At 47.3% G+C, this 14863-nt stretch carries 23 protein-coding genes and 1 pseudogene; 15 read left to right on the top strand and 9 right to left on the bottom strand.

All coding sequences use genetic code 11. The features are described 5' to 3' along the window. Positions 1-59 precede the first annotated feature (59 nt). Positions 60-662, bottom strand: a complete 603-nt coding sequence (locus tag M977_RS00390) for a hypothetical protein (protein WP_083962875.1) — start codon at positions 660-662, stop codon at positions 60-62. A 394-nt stretch (positions 663-1056) separates the two neighbouring features. Between M977_RS00390 and M977_RS00385 the strand changes: the two genes are divergently transcribed. The 3 genes and pseudogenes from M977_RS00385 (at position 1057) to M977_RS25985 (ending at position 2231) form a co-directional block, all read left to right on the top strand. After that, on the top strand, positions 1057-1551 hold the full coding sequence (locus tag M977_RS00385; RefSeq protein ID WP_064511576.1) for a hypothetical protein: 495 nt from the start codon (positions 1057-1059) through the stop codon (positions 1549-1551). Positions 1552-1625: 74 nt separating this feature from the next. Next, positions 1626-2039: pseudogene (locus tag M977_RS00380) on the top strand (class I SAM-dependent methyltransferase); the annotation flags it as partial. Positions 2040-2096: 57 nt separating this feature from the next. Next, positions 2097-2231: a hypothetical protein gene (locus M977_RS25985; protein WP_280643823.1), complete on the top strand. Its 135-nt coding sequence runs from the start codon at positions 2097-2099 to the stop codon at positions 2229-2231. A 97-nt stretch (positions 2232-2328) separates the two neighbouring features. On the opposite strand, the gene ydfZ is transcribed toward M977_RS25985, so the two are convergent. Continuing rightward, complete coding sequence (gene ydfZ, locus M977_RS00375) at positions 2329-2532, bottom strand: putative selenium delivery protein YdfZ (protein ID WP_064511574.1); 204 nt, start codon at positions 2530-2532, stop codon at positions 2329-2331. A gap of 187 nt (positions 2533-2719) precedes the next feature. Here ydfZ and M977_RS00370 point away from each other — a divergent pair, with 187 nt between their 5' ends. The 5 genes from M977_RS00370 to M977_RS00350 all read left to right on the top strand — a co-directional run bounded on the left by M977_RS00370 (position 2720) and on the right by M977_RS00350 (position 5091). Beyond that, a complete protein-coding gene (locus tag M977_RS00370) occupies positions 2720-2986 on the top strand; it encodes a hypothetical protein (protein ID WP_048231957.1) in 267 nt (88 codons plus the stop codon). Between the two features lie 85 nt (positions 2987-3071). Beyond that, positions 3072-3308, top strand: a complete 237-nt coding sequence (locus M977_RS00365) for a hypothetical protein (RefSeq protein ID WP_064511573.1) — start codon at positions 3072-3074, stop codon at positions 3306-3308. After that, positions 3305-3625: a DUF5983 family protein gene (locus M977_RS00360; RefSeq protein ID WP_064511572.1), complete on the top strand. Its 321-nt coding sequence runs from the start codon at positions 3305-3307 to the stop codon at positions 3623-3625. The genes M977_RS00365 and M977_RS00360 overlap by 4 nt, the downstream gene beginning before the upstream one ends. A gap of 82 nt (positions 3626-3707) precedes the next feature. Then, positions 3708-4544 (top strand): GIY-YIG nuclease family protein, encoded by an 837-nt coding sequence (locus tag M977_RS00355; RefSeq protein ID WP_064511571.1) that lies wholly within the window; start codon positions 3708-3710, stop codon positions 4542-4544. A gap of 121 nt (positions 4545-4665) precedes the next feature. Continuing rightward, entirely contained in the window at positions 4666-5091 is a 426-nt protein-coding gene (locus M977_RS00350; protein ID WP_157092013.1) for a hypothetical protein, read from the top strand. A 1343-nt stretch (positions 5092-6434) separates the two neighbouring features. Here M977_RS00350 and M977_RS00340 read toward each other — a convergent pair. Further along, positions 6435-6644, bottom strand: a complete 210-nt coding sequence (locus tag M977_RS00340) for a hypothetical protein (RefSeq protein ID WP_064511568.1) — start codon at positions 6642-6644, stop codon at positions 6435-6437. A gap of 157 nt (positions 6645-6801) precedes the next feature. On the opposite strand from M977_RS00340, the gene M977_RS00335 reads away from it, so the two are divergent. The 6 genes from M977_RS00335 (at position 6802) to M977_RS25670 (ending at position 9308) form a co-directional block, all read left to right on the top strand. Then, complete coding sequence (locus tag M977_RS00335; RefSeq protein WP_064511567.1) at positions 6802-7017, top strand: hypothetical protein; 216 nt, start codon at positions 6802-6804, stop codon at positions 7015-7017. A gap of 8 nt (positions 7018-7025) precedes the next feature. Next, positions 7026-7244, top strand: coding sequence for a hypothetical protein (locus M977_RS00330; protein ID WP_064511566.1), 219 nt, complete (start codon positions 7026-7028; stop codon positions 7242-7244). A gap of 112 nt (positions 7245-7356) precedes the next feature. Next, complete coding sequence (locus M977_RS00325; protein ID WP_064511565.1) at positions 7357-7824, top strand: hypothetical protein; 468 nt, start codon at positions 7357-7359, stop codon at positions 7822-7824. 240 nt (positions 7825-8064) lie between these two features. Further along, the gene (locus M977_RS00320) at positions 8065-8376 is read left to right on the top strand and encodes a hypothetical protein (protein WP_064511564.1); all 312 of its coding nucleotides are present in this window, start codon (positions 8065-8067) and stop codon (positions 8374-8376) included. Between the two features lie 128 nt (positions 8377-8504). Beyond that, positions 8505-8900 carry a hypothetical protein gene (locus tag M977_RS00315; protein ID WP_064511563.1) on the top strand — a complete coding sequence of 132 codons (396 nt, stop codon included), beginning with the start codon at positions 8505-8507 and terminating at the stop codon, positions 8898-8900. Positions 8901-9026: 126 nt separating this feature from the next. Further along, positions 9027-9308 (top strand): hypothetical protein, encoded by a 282-nt coding sequence (locus tag M977_RS25670; RefSeq protein ID WP_064511562.1) that lies wholly within the window; start codon positions 9027-9029, stop codon positions 9306-9308. A 30-nt stretch (positions 9309-9338) separates the two neighbouring features. Here M977_RS25670 and M977_RS00305 read toward each other — a convergent pair whose 3' ends face one another. After that, positions 9339-9611: a hypothetical protein gene (locus M977_RS00305; RefSeq protein WP_064511561.1), complete on the bottom strand. Its 273-nt coding sequence runs from the start codon at positions 9609-9611 to the stop codon at positions 9339-9341. Between the two features lie 237 nt (positions 9612-9848). Between M977_RS00305 and M977_RS00300 the strand changes: the two genes are divergently transcribed. After that, entirely contained in the window at positions 9849-10331 is a 483-nt protein-coding gene (locus tag M977_RS00300; RefSeq protein WP_064511560.1) for a hypothetical protein, read from the top strand. Positions 10332-11003: 672 nt separating this feature from the next. Here M977_RS00300 and M977_RS00295 read toward each other — a convergent pair. The 5 genes from M977_RS00295 to M977_RS00275 form a co-directional block, all read right to left on the bottom strand. After that, positions 11004-11654: a hypothetical protein gene (locus M977_RS00295; RefSeq protein ID WP_048231963.1), complete on the bottom strand. Its 651-nt coding sequence runs from the start codon at positions 11652-11654 to the stop codon at positions 11004-11006. Between the two features lie 322 nt (positions 11655-11976). Continuing rightward, positions 11977-12504, bottom strand: coding sequence for a transcriptional regulator (locus M977_RS00290; protein WP_064511559.1), 528 nt, complete (start codon positions 12502-12504; stop codon positions 11977-11979). A gap of 4 nt (positions 12505-12508) precedes the next feature. Then, the gene (locus tag M977_RS00285; protein WP_064511558.1) at positions 12509-12931 is read right to left on the bottom strand and encodes a hypothetical protein; all 423 of its coding nucleotides are present in this window, start codon (positions 12929-12931) and stop codon (positions 12509-12511) included. Positions 12932-12990: 59 nt separating this feature from the next. After that, a complete protein-coding gene (locus tag M977_RS00280) occupies positions 12991-13269 on the bottom strand; it encodes a hypothetical protein (protein WP_064511557.1) in 279 nt (92 codons plus the stop codon). A 2-nt stretch (positions 13270-13271) separates the two neighbouring features. Continuing rightward, entirely contained in the window at positions 13272-14831 is a 1560-nt protein-coding gene (locus tag M977_RS00275; RefSeq protein ID WP_064511556.1) for a DEAD/DEAH box helicase, read from the bottom strand. Positions 14832-14863: the final 32 nt, after the last annotated feature.

The raw sequence follows: 14863 nt of genomic DNA, 5'->3' as shown, positions 1-14863 counted from the left end.
GCGGACCTTCAGCCCACTAAGCCCGACCGCATCGAGTAATATGCGGACAGACTGTAGTGCTAACTGCATTGTAGCTGTGAGATTTCACCATCGATGGCTTCTATAACCTGTTTATAGCGCAGCATGACCTCTTCATGAATCATCATTAATCCGCGACCGTACTTTGTGGCTAGGATTGCGTATCTTTTCAGGTGTGCAAGATGCTCTTTGTTGCCAGTAATGTCACTTGCAACCTGCGTGGAGTCCAGCCGTTCGATAAGTGCATTATTACCGCGATAGGAATCAATTAGGCTTATTGCGCTTGTATAAAAAGCCACAATTTTTGAGAGTGTTTCTCTATGAACTTCAGGTAGGGATGCAGAATTGGCTTCATAGAACGTGAAGTAGTTTTGAGTAATGGGGAAAATGTTATCGAACGGTGAGTTCCGGTCGTATTTTTCGATTTCTTCTGCCATTCTGGCCTGATACAGTTTAATCAGTGAGTCTATTTCCTCTCTGACACCTAATAGCGTTGTGATACGCTTCTCTCTGGCCGCTGTTGCCTGCTGTTTTGCCTGCTGTTTCACTTGTGCTGTCACCCCTTTCATCGTGAAACAGCCGCCTAAAAGAGCCGCTAAAAATGCGGAGATGAGATCTGAATATTCGTGCCAGAAGGCTAGCATGGCTAAAATTCCATTGGGTTAAATCATGTCTATTTAACCACATCATGATACGAAGATACCTTCCAAAATGTTGCCATGAACTCATCTGTTGTCGCCTGGGGTATTAGCACTGTGCTCTCTCGTTATCCAGGGCTTGGTCCAATCCTCTCTCATGGCAGATTTATTGAACGGCCAGCTATGATCGCCGCCTACCCCGCAGCCGATATGCCTCACAAGCGTGACATTGGATTTTTGCCATAAAGAGATAGGTAAGTATTTACTTATTATTTAAAATCAGGTATCTTACCGTTCGTCAGGATGACGAAGTACCGGTTAGGTACTGTTCCAGGATGGAACGCCAAAAGGCGGCTGGCTTGGCCAGCCGCAACTCTTTCTGACACTGAATGGAATCCAAATGGCACGTCAAACGCCTTTCACTTCTTTCAATAAACGTCCCCGTTCAATTCGCCTGGTTCTGGCTGAGCTGTTTAGCGGTCGTGTTTCTGCACGCCTTGTGGAACTGGAAGAACGAGTGTTTGAGCTGGAGAAGCGCATTGATGCGCAAGCTACCGCCATAGCAAATCTGGGCGCGACAGTAGGCATGGAGAAGGTGCGTGATTCCGTCGCCTCTCGTGTGTTGCGTGAATCCCAGGCACACAAGGACAGTTCTCATGGAAAATTTTCAACGAAATCGACTGAAGCCAATGGCCTACGGAGTAATTTTAGCAACCCTGGCAGCGGTAGCCGTACCAGCCGGTCAGAGTCTGTTGATACCGGACACAACTACTTCCACCACAACCTTGCAGACGACACCCCTGCCAGAACGACCTCCTGTCTCTCTGGATGGGATGCTGCTGGACACGATTCCAGCTCGACCTGCAACTCCGGATCTTCCTTCTGCTGTGACTGAGGCTATTGCATGAAATGGAGCTTCCAGAAAGTCACCGCGATGATTGTTGGCCTCGCCATTTTTCTGCTTGGTGGCTGGAGCCTGAAACCGGGCGCGGAGATCTGCTGGTCTGCATCGACGTCAATCCGGAAGACGTTACCTGCATAGAAGTCGCACCTCTCTTCGTTGATATCCTGCTTGGCAAGGGGTACACAAATACGGTCTGCTGCGACTTTATGAAGTGGTCTGAGGACAATGCAGGCTATCAGTTCGACAAAATCGTCATGAACCCGCCCTACTCTCTTGGCCGTCACAGAGAGCATACGCTGGCCGCGCTGGAGCATCTTAAAGTCGGCGGGCGACTGGTGGCAGTACTGCCGGGTGATGCGCCAGTTCTGAACTGGATGACGCTGTATAATTACGTTTATGCCAAAGGTAAGTCGTTTACTGACGAGTTTGAAGACACCGGAATCACTGTCAGCGTATACGTTTTCAAACGCGTCGAATGATAGGTAAATACATACTTAATTTATGTAGGTATTAGCACAGATGATTGAGGGAGAAACATGAAAAATACTGTAGGGCAATTTATATCCTCTGCGAGTCTGGTTGATACGCCATTCACCATTGTCCTGCAGGGCAACTCGGACAGATGGATGGTCGGGAGACGAACCAGAGAAGATGAAGCGCTATATCGTTGAGTTTCTTCGCGGTTGTAGTGGATTCAGAAGCCACTAAGCAGAAATCAATAAGGCCACTAATTGTGGCCTTTAACAATTTGTATTATAGATGGTGAAATTAATGGAACCCCAAGCGAACTAAATCTATTGGGCAGAACAGACCTTCCACACCTTCGATAGACACGCAGTCAGAGCGGCGTAATTGTTCTTCTGATTTGCCTTCTCCGCAGATTTCCTTGATGACTCCCGTTGCCCCATTCGTTGCCACCATCACTCGGCTGCCGGTAGTGATAGCGTTACGGTTGCGATCATAGGTCTTCATCGTTTCCTCCTTTCACTTGGGTCAAATCAGGTTTCAAAAATTGCCGTCTTCCATGTATGTGCGATTTGCAAAATCTCAAGTGCCGAAACAAATTGTTTTCACCACCTTGTTATTCCCTTAACCCGCAAAGTTGACCGGTATAATAATAAATACTACTGCTTATATATACAGTATTGAGGGCGGGAAAATGGGACTCAAAGACTCAAACTATCAGATCGTCTATAGGGGCGAGACTCTTCAAAATTTCAAACCGGGTCAGTACGTTTTCTTTCAACGATTGAAGGAGTATGGCGGCGGATACTGGTTGGGGAGGACTCATGAAGATGGGTTCGAGTTTTTGCTGGAAGAACCAACCTCGCTTGGAAGAGGTCTTGAGTTTCTGATAACGCACTCGAACGTGGAGGCCAGATTTATGGAGTTCGTCGACGATGCCGATGACTTCAAACTCACCTAATCATCCCTTAAACATCTTGTTTTCTGCCTTTTGTTATTTGAGATAATAACGCAAACAAGAAAACAAGTTGTTTAAGGAGTTAATCATGTTCGGAACCGCAAAAGACATCATCGAAAAGCTGGAGAACTACACAGAAGACGAGCCGCTGCTGATGGTGATGTGGCACAAGGAAGATGTAGGTGAAGTGCGACCAGACCTGACTGACGAACAGTGCGTTCAGGTTTTGCGAAAAATCAAAGAGTGCCATGACGCCAGCGTCGGCGTGAATTGGGGGGGCATTTCTGACACGGCCGACATTCTGTTTCCAAAGGAGAAGGCATGATGCTGAAAATCACCGAATCGTATAAGACGGCGGTGATCAGCACCGCCCACGTCACGGCAGCTGATTCAGAACGGCTACCCATTGCCTGCTTCGACCCACTTACTGATCGCGGGTTGAATTGGGTACACGGTACACAGTACGGCTGGATTGTTAGTGCTGGAATGCGAGGGAATGACTGGAAAGAAGAGCTGCGTGAGTATGGCATTTCCGAAGAGACGATCTCCAACATACAGGCCATACTGGATGCCGGGTATGACGCGGTGCAATTTGATTGTGATGCTGAGTTGGTCGACGGATTACCAGCCTGGGACTGGTAAGTCTTTGTTTTGTTGTGGACATATCGGCTCTCAGTGTGAGATACCAGATAGCAGAGCCGATCTCATCAGGGACATTTTCTGCATGGAACTATTCCAGTACCTTCAGTCGCTATACCCGCAGCTGACCCCAAAGAACAGTAAAATTCATTTAGCCAGCACCAACGAGTACAAAGAAAACCCAATAAAGGAGTTTCTGAACGAGACCTTCGACGGCTGGCAATGCCTGCAGAAGAACAAAAACTTCAATCGCACCTATGTTATCTCTCTCATTCAGACTGAAGAAAATCAGCGGTGGCTCTACGCTGGCACCTATCTCAACGAGGGATGTGCTTCGGAAGCAACGATTATTGTCCCCGGTCGGAATGAAGTTTACCATCTCTATCAACTACTCCATGTTCCCGAACTGGCCGAGTATCGTGGGCGTATGTATATCCACGCCGTTCGCCATCGAAAACACATTTTGAATGGTGAGACGCTGGCCGGGAAGATGCCCATCGTCGAGATTGCCCCCACGTGTCTTTCGTTTGGCGAGTTTCCCGGCTACAAAAATGTGGCACTGGACAGAGTCAGTCTGGGCACCATCATCCAGCAGGAATTAAAGTCGTGGAGAACGGCACTGAATATTGTCAAAGGTATCTACCTGCTGACTGACGTCGATGGAGGGAAACTTTATGTCGGCCAGGCTAATGGCAAAGATGGCATATGGGGACGGTGGAAAACCTATTTTACGACCGGGCACGGTGGCAACGCCGGACTGATTGAAGCGTTCGGTACCTGCGACGAGGACAGGCTTAAAAAGGTTACGTTCTCCATTCTGGAGATCATGGACATTAACAGCGACAAGCATGAAATCAACCGGCGCGAAAGCCACTGGAAACGTATCCTGCTTTCTCGCGTCATAGGTCACAATCGCAACTGAATGTCGCTGCTATTGGATAATTTATTAATTACGCATATAAGAAAACAAATTAATAACAAAAGTGTGAAATTAGTTAGCTGGATGGTTTAAATCCTCTTAGTTGTTGGATTGGTTGGGATTTGTGAAATTAAGAAAAGCACCTGATAAGTTAAAGTTTTTACTGTTTTCGACAACCTTAAGTGATAGCTCATCTAACCTGTTAAAGAAAATAAAACTCAAGCCTAAAAGAAAGGGAATCATGAAAAAATTATCGATAGCGTCGTTGTTACTGATACTGCCTGTTATGTCTTATGCGTCAGGAGTAGGTAGTCTCTATTCGCAAATCTCTCGTACATGTGTTTTCGATATTTCCGCAAATGGGAACCCTGAAACTCAGTTACCTTGGAAGAGTTCTGCTGAAGCAAACAAACTTGACCCTAAGATCGCTAAGACATTTGAAGAAGCCCATAAGGCCAATCCACGGTTATTAGATGTTTCATCCGTTTGCATAGACGAAGTGATGGCCAAATACAAAGAACTATATGGTGAAACCATTCCAGTAACGTAATTCGATTGTTGACGTTGGCGGTCAAAAATTGAGGATTTCTGTAAGAGTCCGTTGATCGCCACTTTCCCCACCCCTCTGACCTACCCCAGCCCAGGCGTGACAAGGCATTTAAGCCAATTACACCCATAAGAAAACAAATAAATAACACATCAACGAAAAGTCAACGCTTTCCCCTGATTTGGTCTAAAAAGTTGACGTTTTCGCACGCCATCTCTTATACCCAAAATCCTGCGCACCAGAATCCATCTCCCTGCGACCAAAACGTCAAAAACGACTCGTGATACCACCCAAAAACAGACACGCTCAGAAGCGCTCCCGTTGCGCTATATTGGATATCTAAACAAGTTGTTTTCAGGCATAAGAAAGCAAGTTAACCACACCCACAGGAAACCCAGAGACGCCATTGCCCACATTCCCGGAAACACCCACTTCTTCCTGTCAGGCTACCGAAAAGACCCACCTCTTTGGCCCAGGCTACAGACCACCCACCTAATCTTCCCAGGCAACCGAGAACGCAGCTCGCGCACGCAAACCCCTACATGCCATTACCCAATGCACGGAGAAGAACAGCCAGAACGAAACCCCGGACAAACCCAGATCAGAACAGGAACCGTCGCAATCTCGCTTACCCACTATTACCCCGGAAGAGAACGCAAATTACTGAATGACAGGGAACGCCATTACTTCATATGCGGAGAACAACTAAAGCACCCTACTGCCATTACCCACACTTCCATCTTTTCAAGTAAACGAAGAGAAAAGCGCACCTGCAATTACTCCATACACGGAGAAGAACACTCACCAAAACGACGAGAACAACCCTGACGAAAACACAGAGAAGAACCACCTCAAGAACAACGAAACCACATACGCCGGTAGAGAGAACAAACCACCCATTTCGCCCAAAGGCATAGTCGTCGTATAGAGCGTTATCAGGGGGAAGGTTTGCACGTCAACAGGAGAGAAAATCCCTAGAGATTTAACTGGAGGTATAAGTGGGAAGGGGAAGAGGGGTATCGCTACTTTCTCCGTAGAAATTCAAGCCATAGTTTTCATCCCCGTAACGACCCTATCCACCCCTTCGGTCAGCCTTCGGGCCATCCAGGGAAAAGGCCATGTCCCTTTTCATGAACGGGAGCGTCGCCGCAGGGAAAAGGCTGGCTGCCGGTCGGGAAACGGGTACATCACGGTACAGAGCGAGGGACGACTACGGGAGCGGTGCGGGAAATCTTCGGGAGTTCGCCTTACTCTTCGCTCGCCTGAAAATCGCGGGGGAGTGTCGTTCCCTCTCGTGCAGCTGCTGAACTCCATTTTGCCAGACCATCCTCGGGTCTCAAGCGATTTCAGTAGGTTTTCGGGGGAGTTTTCTTCTGTTTCTTCTCTTCTCGCAACCTGCGAGCCAATTGTTTGATTTCTTCATCTCGTGCTTTTTGTTTCTTGCCAAGTGGTGTTTTGGAATGTCTCCATCCGCGCCATGAGCAGTAAACGATTGTGAAAACAATAAGCAAGGCATCCCACGAAAGAAAGCCATTTTTGTAGAGCCAGTCGACCATTTTATACCCTCATTAGATTGCTTAGTTTGTACAACTTATGAGTCGCTTCAGCAATGCAAAAATAGTTGTTGGCCTTGATGTTATGCTTTTTCGCCTATGTCTTATTGAGATAATAACACCAACAAGAAAACAACGTGTTTAGACAAAGGAGAAACATATGTACAAGCATCTGAATATCAGCATCACCCTCTGTGGCGAGGAAGCGTCCTCCGAGTGTGATATCTCCCTCGATGACGTTATCCGCTCTCAGGATGTTGCTGGTCGCGTGGCGACGCTCATCTCTGAAGGATACAGAGAAGGGACGTTTGATTTCCATATTGAAGACAACCCAATGTCTGTCGCGTGGAACTGCACAACGTCAGAATCAAAGTGAGGAACAAGATGATTAAGATGCCTGTGGTAGTTGAGACGTGGAGTGTAGATTCACTGGCTGAGTGCCTGGATGGAGTTGGGCCATCGCTCTACCGCAAATTGTGTTCGTTCGTGCCAGCTAAGGGTGACACGCCAAAAGGTAGAGATGTCTGGTCTCTGTTAAACGATGAGGAAAAACATGAGCTGGTGGAGGCGATAAAACTAGAGTTTCCTGGCGATAATATTTAACAATTTGCCTGTCAGCAGGCGCGATAACCGCAACTTGTGAGTTAACTCAAAAAAAAACTCAAGTTATCTCCTTATATGTCGATATTATTTCAGGACTAAAAAGGAGATACAAATGAAAGGAATGTTATTACCGCTTCTGATCGTTTCAGCGTTGTCCGGCTGCGCTGAAACACCAGCTACCTCTGTGCTGAACAACACAACCGAAGAAAAGCCGGTTGTAAAACCCGTAGAATCCAAATACTTTTTTGATCCGGATACTAAAACTCGCGGTACATTTCAAAACTGCAAGGCAATGCTGAAGGTTGATGGGGAACACTCATTGGCCATAATCGACATTTACGATCACGGCATGTTTGTGAAAATCGAATTCAGATCACCGAAAGTTGTGCCTGTGGCTAGCGGGTTAATGACTCCAACGGAAAACGGGTCGTTGCTATATGTGGGCCCGAAGGGGTCGATTCGTTTCGAAAAGATGGTTTTGAAAACCGGGATGCGTGTGTACATGTTTAAGATACCTCGTCAAAACGTAGAGCTGACTTCTGCATGTGACGAAAAGACTTTTAGTCCATTACGCTCCTGAAGGCAGAATAATTAATTATGGAAATCGCCACCAGCAAAGTGGCTTTTTCATAATGTCATCCTGCGATTGAATTGGCTGTTTTGTAATACTGGTTGTTTTCTTGCCTCCTTAAACAATTTGTTTTCTGCTTTTAACCACTACCTTCCAGACACTTATCTCCCTTGATTACACACTTTGTCCCCTGGCTGATATTGGTATTATTTACACCAACAAGAAAACAAATTGTTTACGGAGATGATCATGAAAAGTGCGATGATTTTAAAACTCAATGTAGGACAGGTGCGTAAAGAGCGTCCGGCAATTGTTGGGCAGATTACACTCCTGGATATCATCGCAAATGGAACAGCTATTCGTCTGTTCACGGAGACCCTCGCCTCAATAGATGAGGGGGTTAAAAAGCGCTACATATTGAATGTGCGCAGACAATGTGGAAGAGGGTGGATGGCAAAACAGATCATCTGGCCGGAAGGAGAACTGGAACAGGCGCTCCTGGAGGCGAATAAAGTAGCCCAGCAAGAAATCCAGCGAGCCTCTCTCCTGGCGACAGCCTGACATGTGCAAAAGCGATTAGTCGTCCATACGACAGCCCCGTCCATCCTTCGGGGCTTTTTTGTTTGTCTGTATTGTAAGTGTTTACCTATGACAATAATATAATCAGGTCAACAACAGGGAGACCAAAAATGACTGTAATTCGTGAAAACCTGGTTCTTGATTTGTACTATGCGTCAGAGACAACCTCAGGCGGAAAAGTTGCAAAGCTGACCGCTGTTCTGCGTGACAGCACGAACGGGACCGAAGTGCTCACCACCACCCTGATCCGCACCGGGACAGAAGAGGATGGGGTGTACACCGTAGGCTTCCAGAGCATCAGCAACGCATCCGAACCAATGCTGCTGAAACTGGAAACGTATTTCCGCGGCGTAGACAAAGAGATGTTTGAGAAGATGATGGTGAAAGCAGACGAGCTGTACACTTCCTACTTGAACCCGAGCAACACCTGGCTTGGACAGTACGGTCTGCGCATCGTGTCCAACGAACCGGTTGAAAACTACATCCCGGAAAGCGTATTCGCTTAACCCCTCCAATGGCGCGTATCCCGCGCCATTTTGTTATACCCGATAACAAAATGTTTTTTGCCTTATCCGCATTGCGATAATTACACCAACAAGAAAACAAGATGTTTACGCATGGAGGATATGCACATGACCGATTTCACTATCTCCCCTAAAGCTGAAAACGTATGGCTGGAATCCTGGCTCGACCTGTCGCCGGAAGAGCAGCAGGAAATGGATCACGTTGAACAGGACGAACAATGTGATGCCCGCTTCTTCCACTTTGAGGACAGCGTTTATGACATTGCCGACTTCATGCGCGATGACCGCTTCCCGGACTGGCACGCAGGCTACCCATTAAATGCCTTCGCCATGCTTATGATCCGAGTGGATGGCTCCGGCGATACCATCGATGTCGGTCTGCTCCACTAAGAGAACGAGGCCACCCATGCTGGTGGTCTTTTACGACATCTTTACAACCTTCATCATTTTGGCGAAATCAATGGGTAATTCGGCCAACGGCGTCAGTTCGGGCTTTTGTGCCCAGAAGTTGGGAGATTTGCCCACTACATACGAAAGCCGATATGCGTCCTCATCGGTAATAGGTTTTCTTTGCTCCAATAGAGCTGTCGCGTATTCGGTACTGATTGCCATGGCGCGAGCCAGGAATTCAGCGCCGATACCGAAATCGTCAGAAATGCCGTCTAAAAAATCTTTCACATCACGGTGGGACATATGAGGGTCTCCTGGTAATTAGTCCAGAGGCGATTATATGTAATGTTGTATATCGAGTGTGAGCAAATCTGAGATTCACCCCGCAGGCTAAAAACACCCACCTCTTATCGCCAGGCTACCGAACAACCCTCTGACTCCCTTCCGGCCACCAGCAACCTGAACAGAACGCTTGGACGCCTTATGCGCGTAGCGATAATTAAACCAACAAGAAAACAAGTTGTTTAAAGGATTATCACCATGAACTTTATCGCTACTGTTAACACCCCTGCACATGGCCATATTTCTGTGACGTTCTCTGATAACGAGAAAAGCGTGCTGGGCGCCTGGCGTGACAATGTAACCATCGAGCTGTCCGGGAAAGAGAAACAGCAGATCACCAATGACATTATCTGCAACCGTCGCCATAAGCGCGTATTTGAGAAAGCGTATGTCTCCACTTCGGAATTTGGCTTATTCATCTTCTCGGTACGCAGCGGTCGCTTTTGTCAGTCAAAACTCATCGAGTTCGCCATGCAGATCGCGCTATGGATTAAAACAGAATCCGGATTCGACTTCAGCGAACAGGAAGCAGTGGGGGAGGGGATGCGTATCGCCAACAACGCCATCAAATGCAAAAACGTCACCTACGAAGCGGGAATCGACTCGTGGAGTGTCTCGTGCGGGGAATACGTGAAAGAGGTGTACGGAAAGAACCGCATTCACATCATGGCTGGCAAGTAAGAGGGGAGGGGGTGGAAACGCCCCTTTCTTTTCGTCCACCAACTGCCGCAGGGAAATTCAGAAACGGCCAGAGAGCTGTCCGGGGAACCGAAGGGAAACGGCCAGGGAATTTTCGGGAAACGGCTGGGTTTGCCTTTATGTAGAAAACCGAGCGGGAGAAGCCAAAAATCGCTCCAGAAATTGCGTAGCGGCGCTGGGTCAGTTGCTGGTGGAGTTTCAGCTCCTGAGCCATCCAGATAGCTTTCGCCATGTGATTATGTGAATCCGTGGGAAACCCACTGCAAGCGCGTACACGTCGCGCCAACGTGCCAATGATACGCGAGCGCCCACGGATAGCGCCAACATTGCCGACACGTCCCGAAGGATAGCGCGGATCACGTCGCCAGATATCGCCAGACGATCACGCCCACGACACGTCAAAATAAGCTACGCGCTAAAACGCGCTAAAACGCGCTAAAACGCTGTGAAACGCGCTATAACGTGTTTTTTATTGTGGGTAATGGATATGTACCACCACACATAAAAACGCGTTAAATTGGCGCGTTTATGGCGCTTATTTTTGGTCTGTTTTGGCAGACTTCAGACAATAAAAAACGCGCCAACAATGGCGCGTTATGGTGTACGGATCTTGAAACGAAAAAAGCGCCCATAGTGGGCGCTATATCCATCTAATTACGCTTTGAAAGCATCAGCCAGATAGTTGTAAAAATCATTCTTGATAAAGCGATATTGCTGAGATCCGTTTTTAGCAGCGCCCATTCCTTTGATCTTCTCGACCAGTCCGAGACGTTCACAAAGATTAATCAGCTGGTTGGCTTGCGTATAGCCAGCGTCTAATTTAATTTCATTTTCTTTTTTCGCTTCATTCATCAAATCGAAAACAGCGCCATTAGTGAATGTTTCTAATTCATCATTAATCATTTCGATTAATGCGAATACGCGAGAACCAGACATATCAGCGACTGAATAAACGCATTTACCAGACTTGATAGATTTAACCAGATAAACCAGTTTTTCGAGTGAGTAGCTATTTGTCATAGCTTCACGGAAAAACGCTTCAGGCGCTTGTTTGCTTGCTTTAATCGCGTAGTAAAAGACACCAGCTAACTTCTCATCATTAACAGCGTTTAAAACGTTGTTGGTGAAGTATGCAAGTTTAGTAGTCGCTGCAAGCATGTTAGCTTTATCTGCTTTGGTATGCGTACCATTCTGATAATGATTGTTATAAGTCTGAGTAGCGTTGTTGGCTGCAACTTGCAATTCATTAGCGATAACTACAGCAGCGTCGATGATAGATTTTTTAGAGATAGCAACGTTAGACATGATATTAATCCTTATGTAATATTGATAACTTAATTTGTTATTTATTTATCGTTAGCGTGTCTGCTTTCGATGTGATTAATTATCGATATTCAAAAATTAAAATCAAGAGTTTTTTACGCGGGAATGGAAAAAATTTTTCTTCAATAATAATCAAAGTCTTAGAAATAAAACGCGTTTTCTCGAAGGTGTTGCCTAAATAAATTACTTATTCGGTCAATCACCCTTATATATTTAAAGTGGAATCGAGATTAGGGGGAATAAATATAACGGGAAGTGACACATAAATAATAACCGGACTTAGCCGGTTATTACCCTTATAGATTTAAAACGGTAAAATCCGTTCGACCCAATCGAACATGACGACTGTCTTCCGACCGTCCCCCATGTTGAGCGTGACCTGACAAGCGTCAACGCCTGAAGACACACCTTCAATTTCACGGCCATCCGCCATATATACCCTTATAGACTTCTGCATCTCATGAGCCTGGCGACAAATTTTGAAGAAATCACGGCGAGATGGCCGATTGTCCACATAGTCTGGGTGTACCGTTGTCCGACCCGTGAAGTCGTGCGCAATGCCTTCTGTCACACCTGATTCAATCGTGCTGATTCGCTCAAGTGGGAGCCTTATACGATTTTCTTTGTCGAACGGGGCAGGGCAAAGGTCGACTTTGTTGCGCGACGACATGAGACCCTGAACGTACATGCAGAACACCTGACCATCTTCCATCGTGACCCTTACAGGAATGAGAGACTTACGCCAGAACATCAGCGCTTTCTCCACGTTGGTGTAATCGCGCGGCCAGACTTCTGCAGGAATCCCGTAGGTGATGTCAGTTTTATTCGTCATATCGTCACAGTGTCGTTGGTAGAATATCGATGTCACCTGCGTTGCTGGTGAACACTCGGAAGACTTTCGTCTCGCCAGCTTTGGTGATGGTCTCTCGTTCCTGACAAGCAGGGTTCAGTGCGCACAGTCCTGAGCCTTCCAGTGATGCGCCAACAATCCATTGCCCGGCATCAAGGTGGAACGTCGCTTTTTCACCGGTCTCCAGTTTCGCAACTGTCTCACCATTAATGAAGATGGATGCGTTGCAGCCAGCACCTATCATACCTTTGTCTCTCATAACCACCAGCGTGGTTGGCGCAGACGTCTGGTATTTGAAAACTCTGGCCTGCGGAGCTGGTTTTGCATCGGCTACAGACACAGGGCGGGATGAACATGCACTCAGGAGTAAAACGGGGATGGTAATCAGTGGAAGTAGAACGTGTTTCATGGCTTGAACTAAATCCTTATCACTTCAACGAACAAGGCGTCTTGCGACGCCCTTAATGCTTAATCGAGACGTTTGAGAATATCGGCCAGATCTTCTTTGGTCATGCCAGAGGATTCGAAAATCTTCATGACCTTTTCACGAGCCTTTGCAGAAGCCTCTAATGACGTAGCTGCCTTATCAAAATCACCCATCGTCATATTGGACAGCACCAGATTGATGATGTCTGCCTTTGACAGCTTTATGTTGCGTTCACGCAGTCGATTCTGGAAGGTTTCAAGCTTGTCGTTTGCTTTTTCGGTTAACTGAACCTGGCAGTGTATAGCGCGTTTCTCGCTCATGCTTACTCTCTATTCAAAACAGTAAAATCGAATGTGCTACCCACCGGCAATACTCCCTCGGCAAACCCAGGCGTTGTGTCGATAATGTGTTTCCGTTCATATGAATGCGACATGAGGTATTTGTTGCTCACGTCGATGAAGTCGGTAATAAAGCACACGTTAGCCTGATTCTTTTTGGCTCGAAGACCGCGACCAACACGTTGGCGCATCTCAACTTCAGCTTTGCCGCCACCACCCAGAATTACTGCCCCGACGCTGGGAACGTCGACACCAACATCTAAGATGGTAGAGCCAATCAGAACATCTATCTTGCCTGCCGCCAGACTGTTGAGCTTTGCTTGTCGGGTAGTCTGGTTTGATTCTCCGTAGATGAAATCGACCTTCAGGCCGCTTTCCTTCATCATTTCCATCAAAATCTGACCATGACGCTTCAAACGAACCAGCGTCATACAGTTCAGACCGTGGCTCTTGTACATTAACGCTTCACGCACAATAGCTTCGTTGCGACCCAGATTATAAACGATGCCTAACTGATAGGCTTTCTGGTAAGCCGTACTCATCCCAACCCGAAAATTCAGATGTTTTGAAGCAAGTTCGGCTCTAATCCGCACCTCGTCTGGAGTGTACGCGATTTTATGATATAGAAAGTAGGGTTTGGCTAAAATACCTCGATCGATTAAATATTTCTCCGTGACCTTTATCTCAATGCGACCGGCAACGGCCATGAGACGCATATTCGCTTCGGTCGAGTCCTTCATGAACGGCGTAGCTGTCAACGCCAGACGGTAGTCGGCATTGATGCACAACCGGGCGATATCGTAGAAGTTTGAGCCAGATGATTCGTGTGCCTCTTCCAGAATCAGCAGAGAAACGCTGGACAGGAAGCGCTTAACCAGTTCCCGGCGCTTCAGGTGGTACTGTTTTTTCTCCGGTGATGCGTCGCGCGGCGGCTCTTCGAGAAAACTGGCCAGGGTCTGCACCGTGGCAACGTTGATATGGCGCGAGACCTGGAACTCACCAGATCCAATCACCCCAACTTTCTGACCTTTTAGCCACGGCTCGCCATTCTCCGCGCGGTAGTCGATGGATTTCTGGAAGTTCTCTGCCATCTGGAACATCAGAACCGAGCGCGTGGTTAAAAACAGCGTCATACGACCAATGCGAGCAGCTGCCTTACACGCTACGTTCGATTTACCGCCACCCGTCGCAATCTGGGCAATCATCATCCCTTCGCGCACCAGTGTTTCCACAGTCTGATCCTGATAGGCATAGTCCGGGTTATACGGGAATGGGTTAACTATCGGGTTCGGCTTGCCCAGCGCGGGGGCTTTTTCCTTTCGCACATGCACGCATTTGATGCCAGCTTTCAGAAGGTTGGCTGCAACTGGCTTCGCAAACCCAGCCGGGAACGCGTTTTTGCTCCAGTTGAACATTGTGCTGGTTCCTTTCCAGTCACCAGCCTCCACTTCATAGCTCAACATCTCCTGAACGAGCCGCTTCACGTTGTCATCAGCGCCAGAAATCAGCGCATTGACTGCATTCGATACAATCCGAACTGTCATAAACCTCTTTCCTTCGTGCCTTTTGTATGGTA

It is taken from the genome of Buttiauxella gaviniae ATCC 51604 (assembly GCF_001654835.1).
In the GTDB taxonomy this organism is placed as follows: Bacteria; Pseudomonadota; Gammaproteobacteria; order Enterobacterales; family Enterobacteriaceae; genus Buttiauxella; species Buttiauxella gaviniae.
Note: the sequence above shows the minus strand (reverse complement) of the source record. Positions and strands in the feature narration are given on the sequence as shown.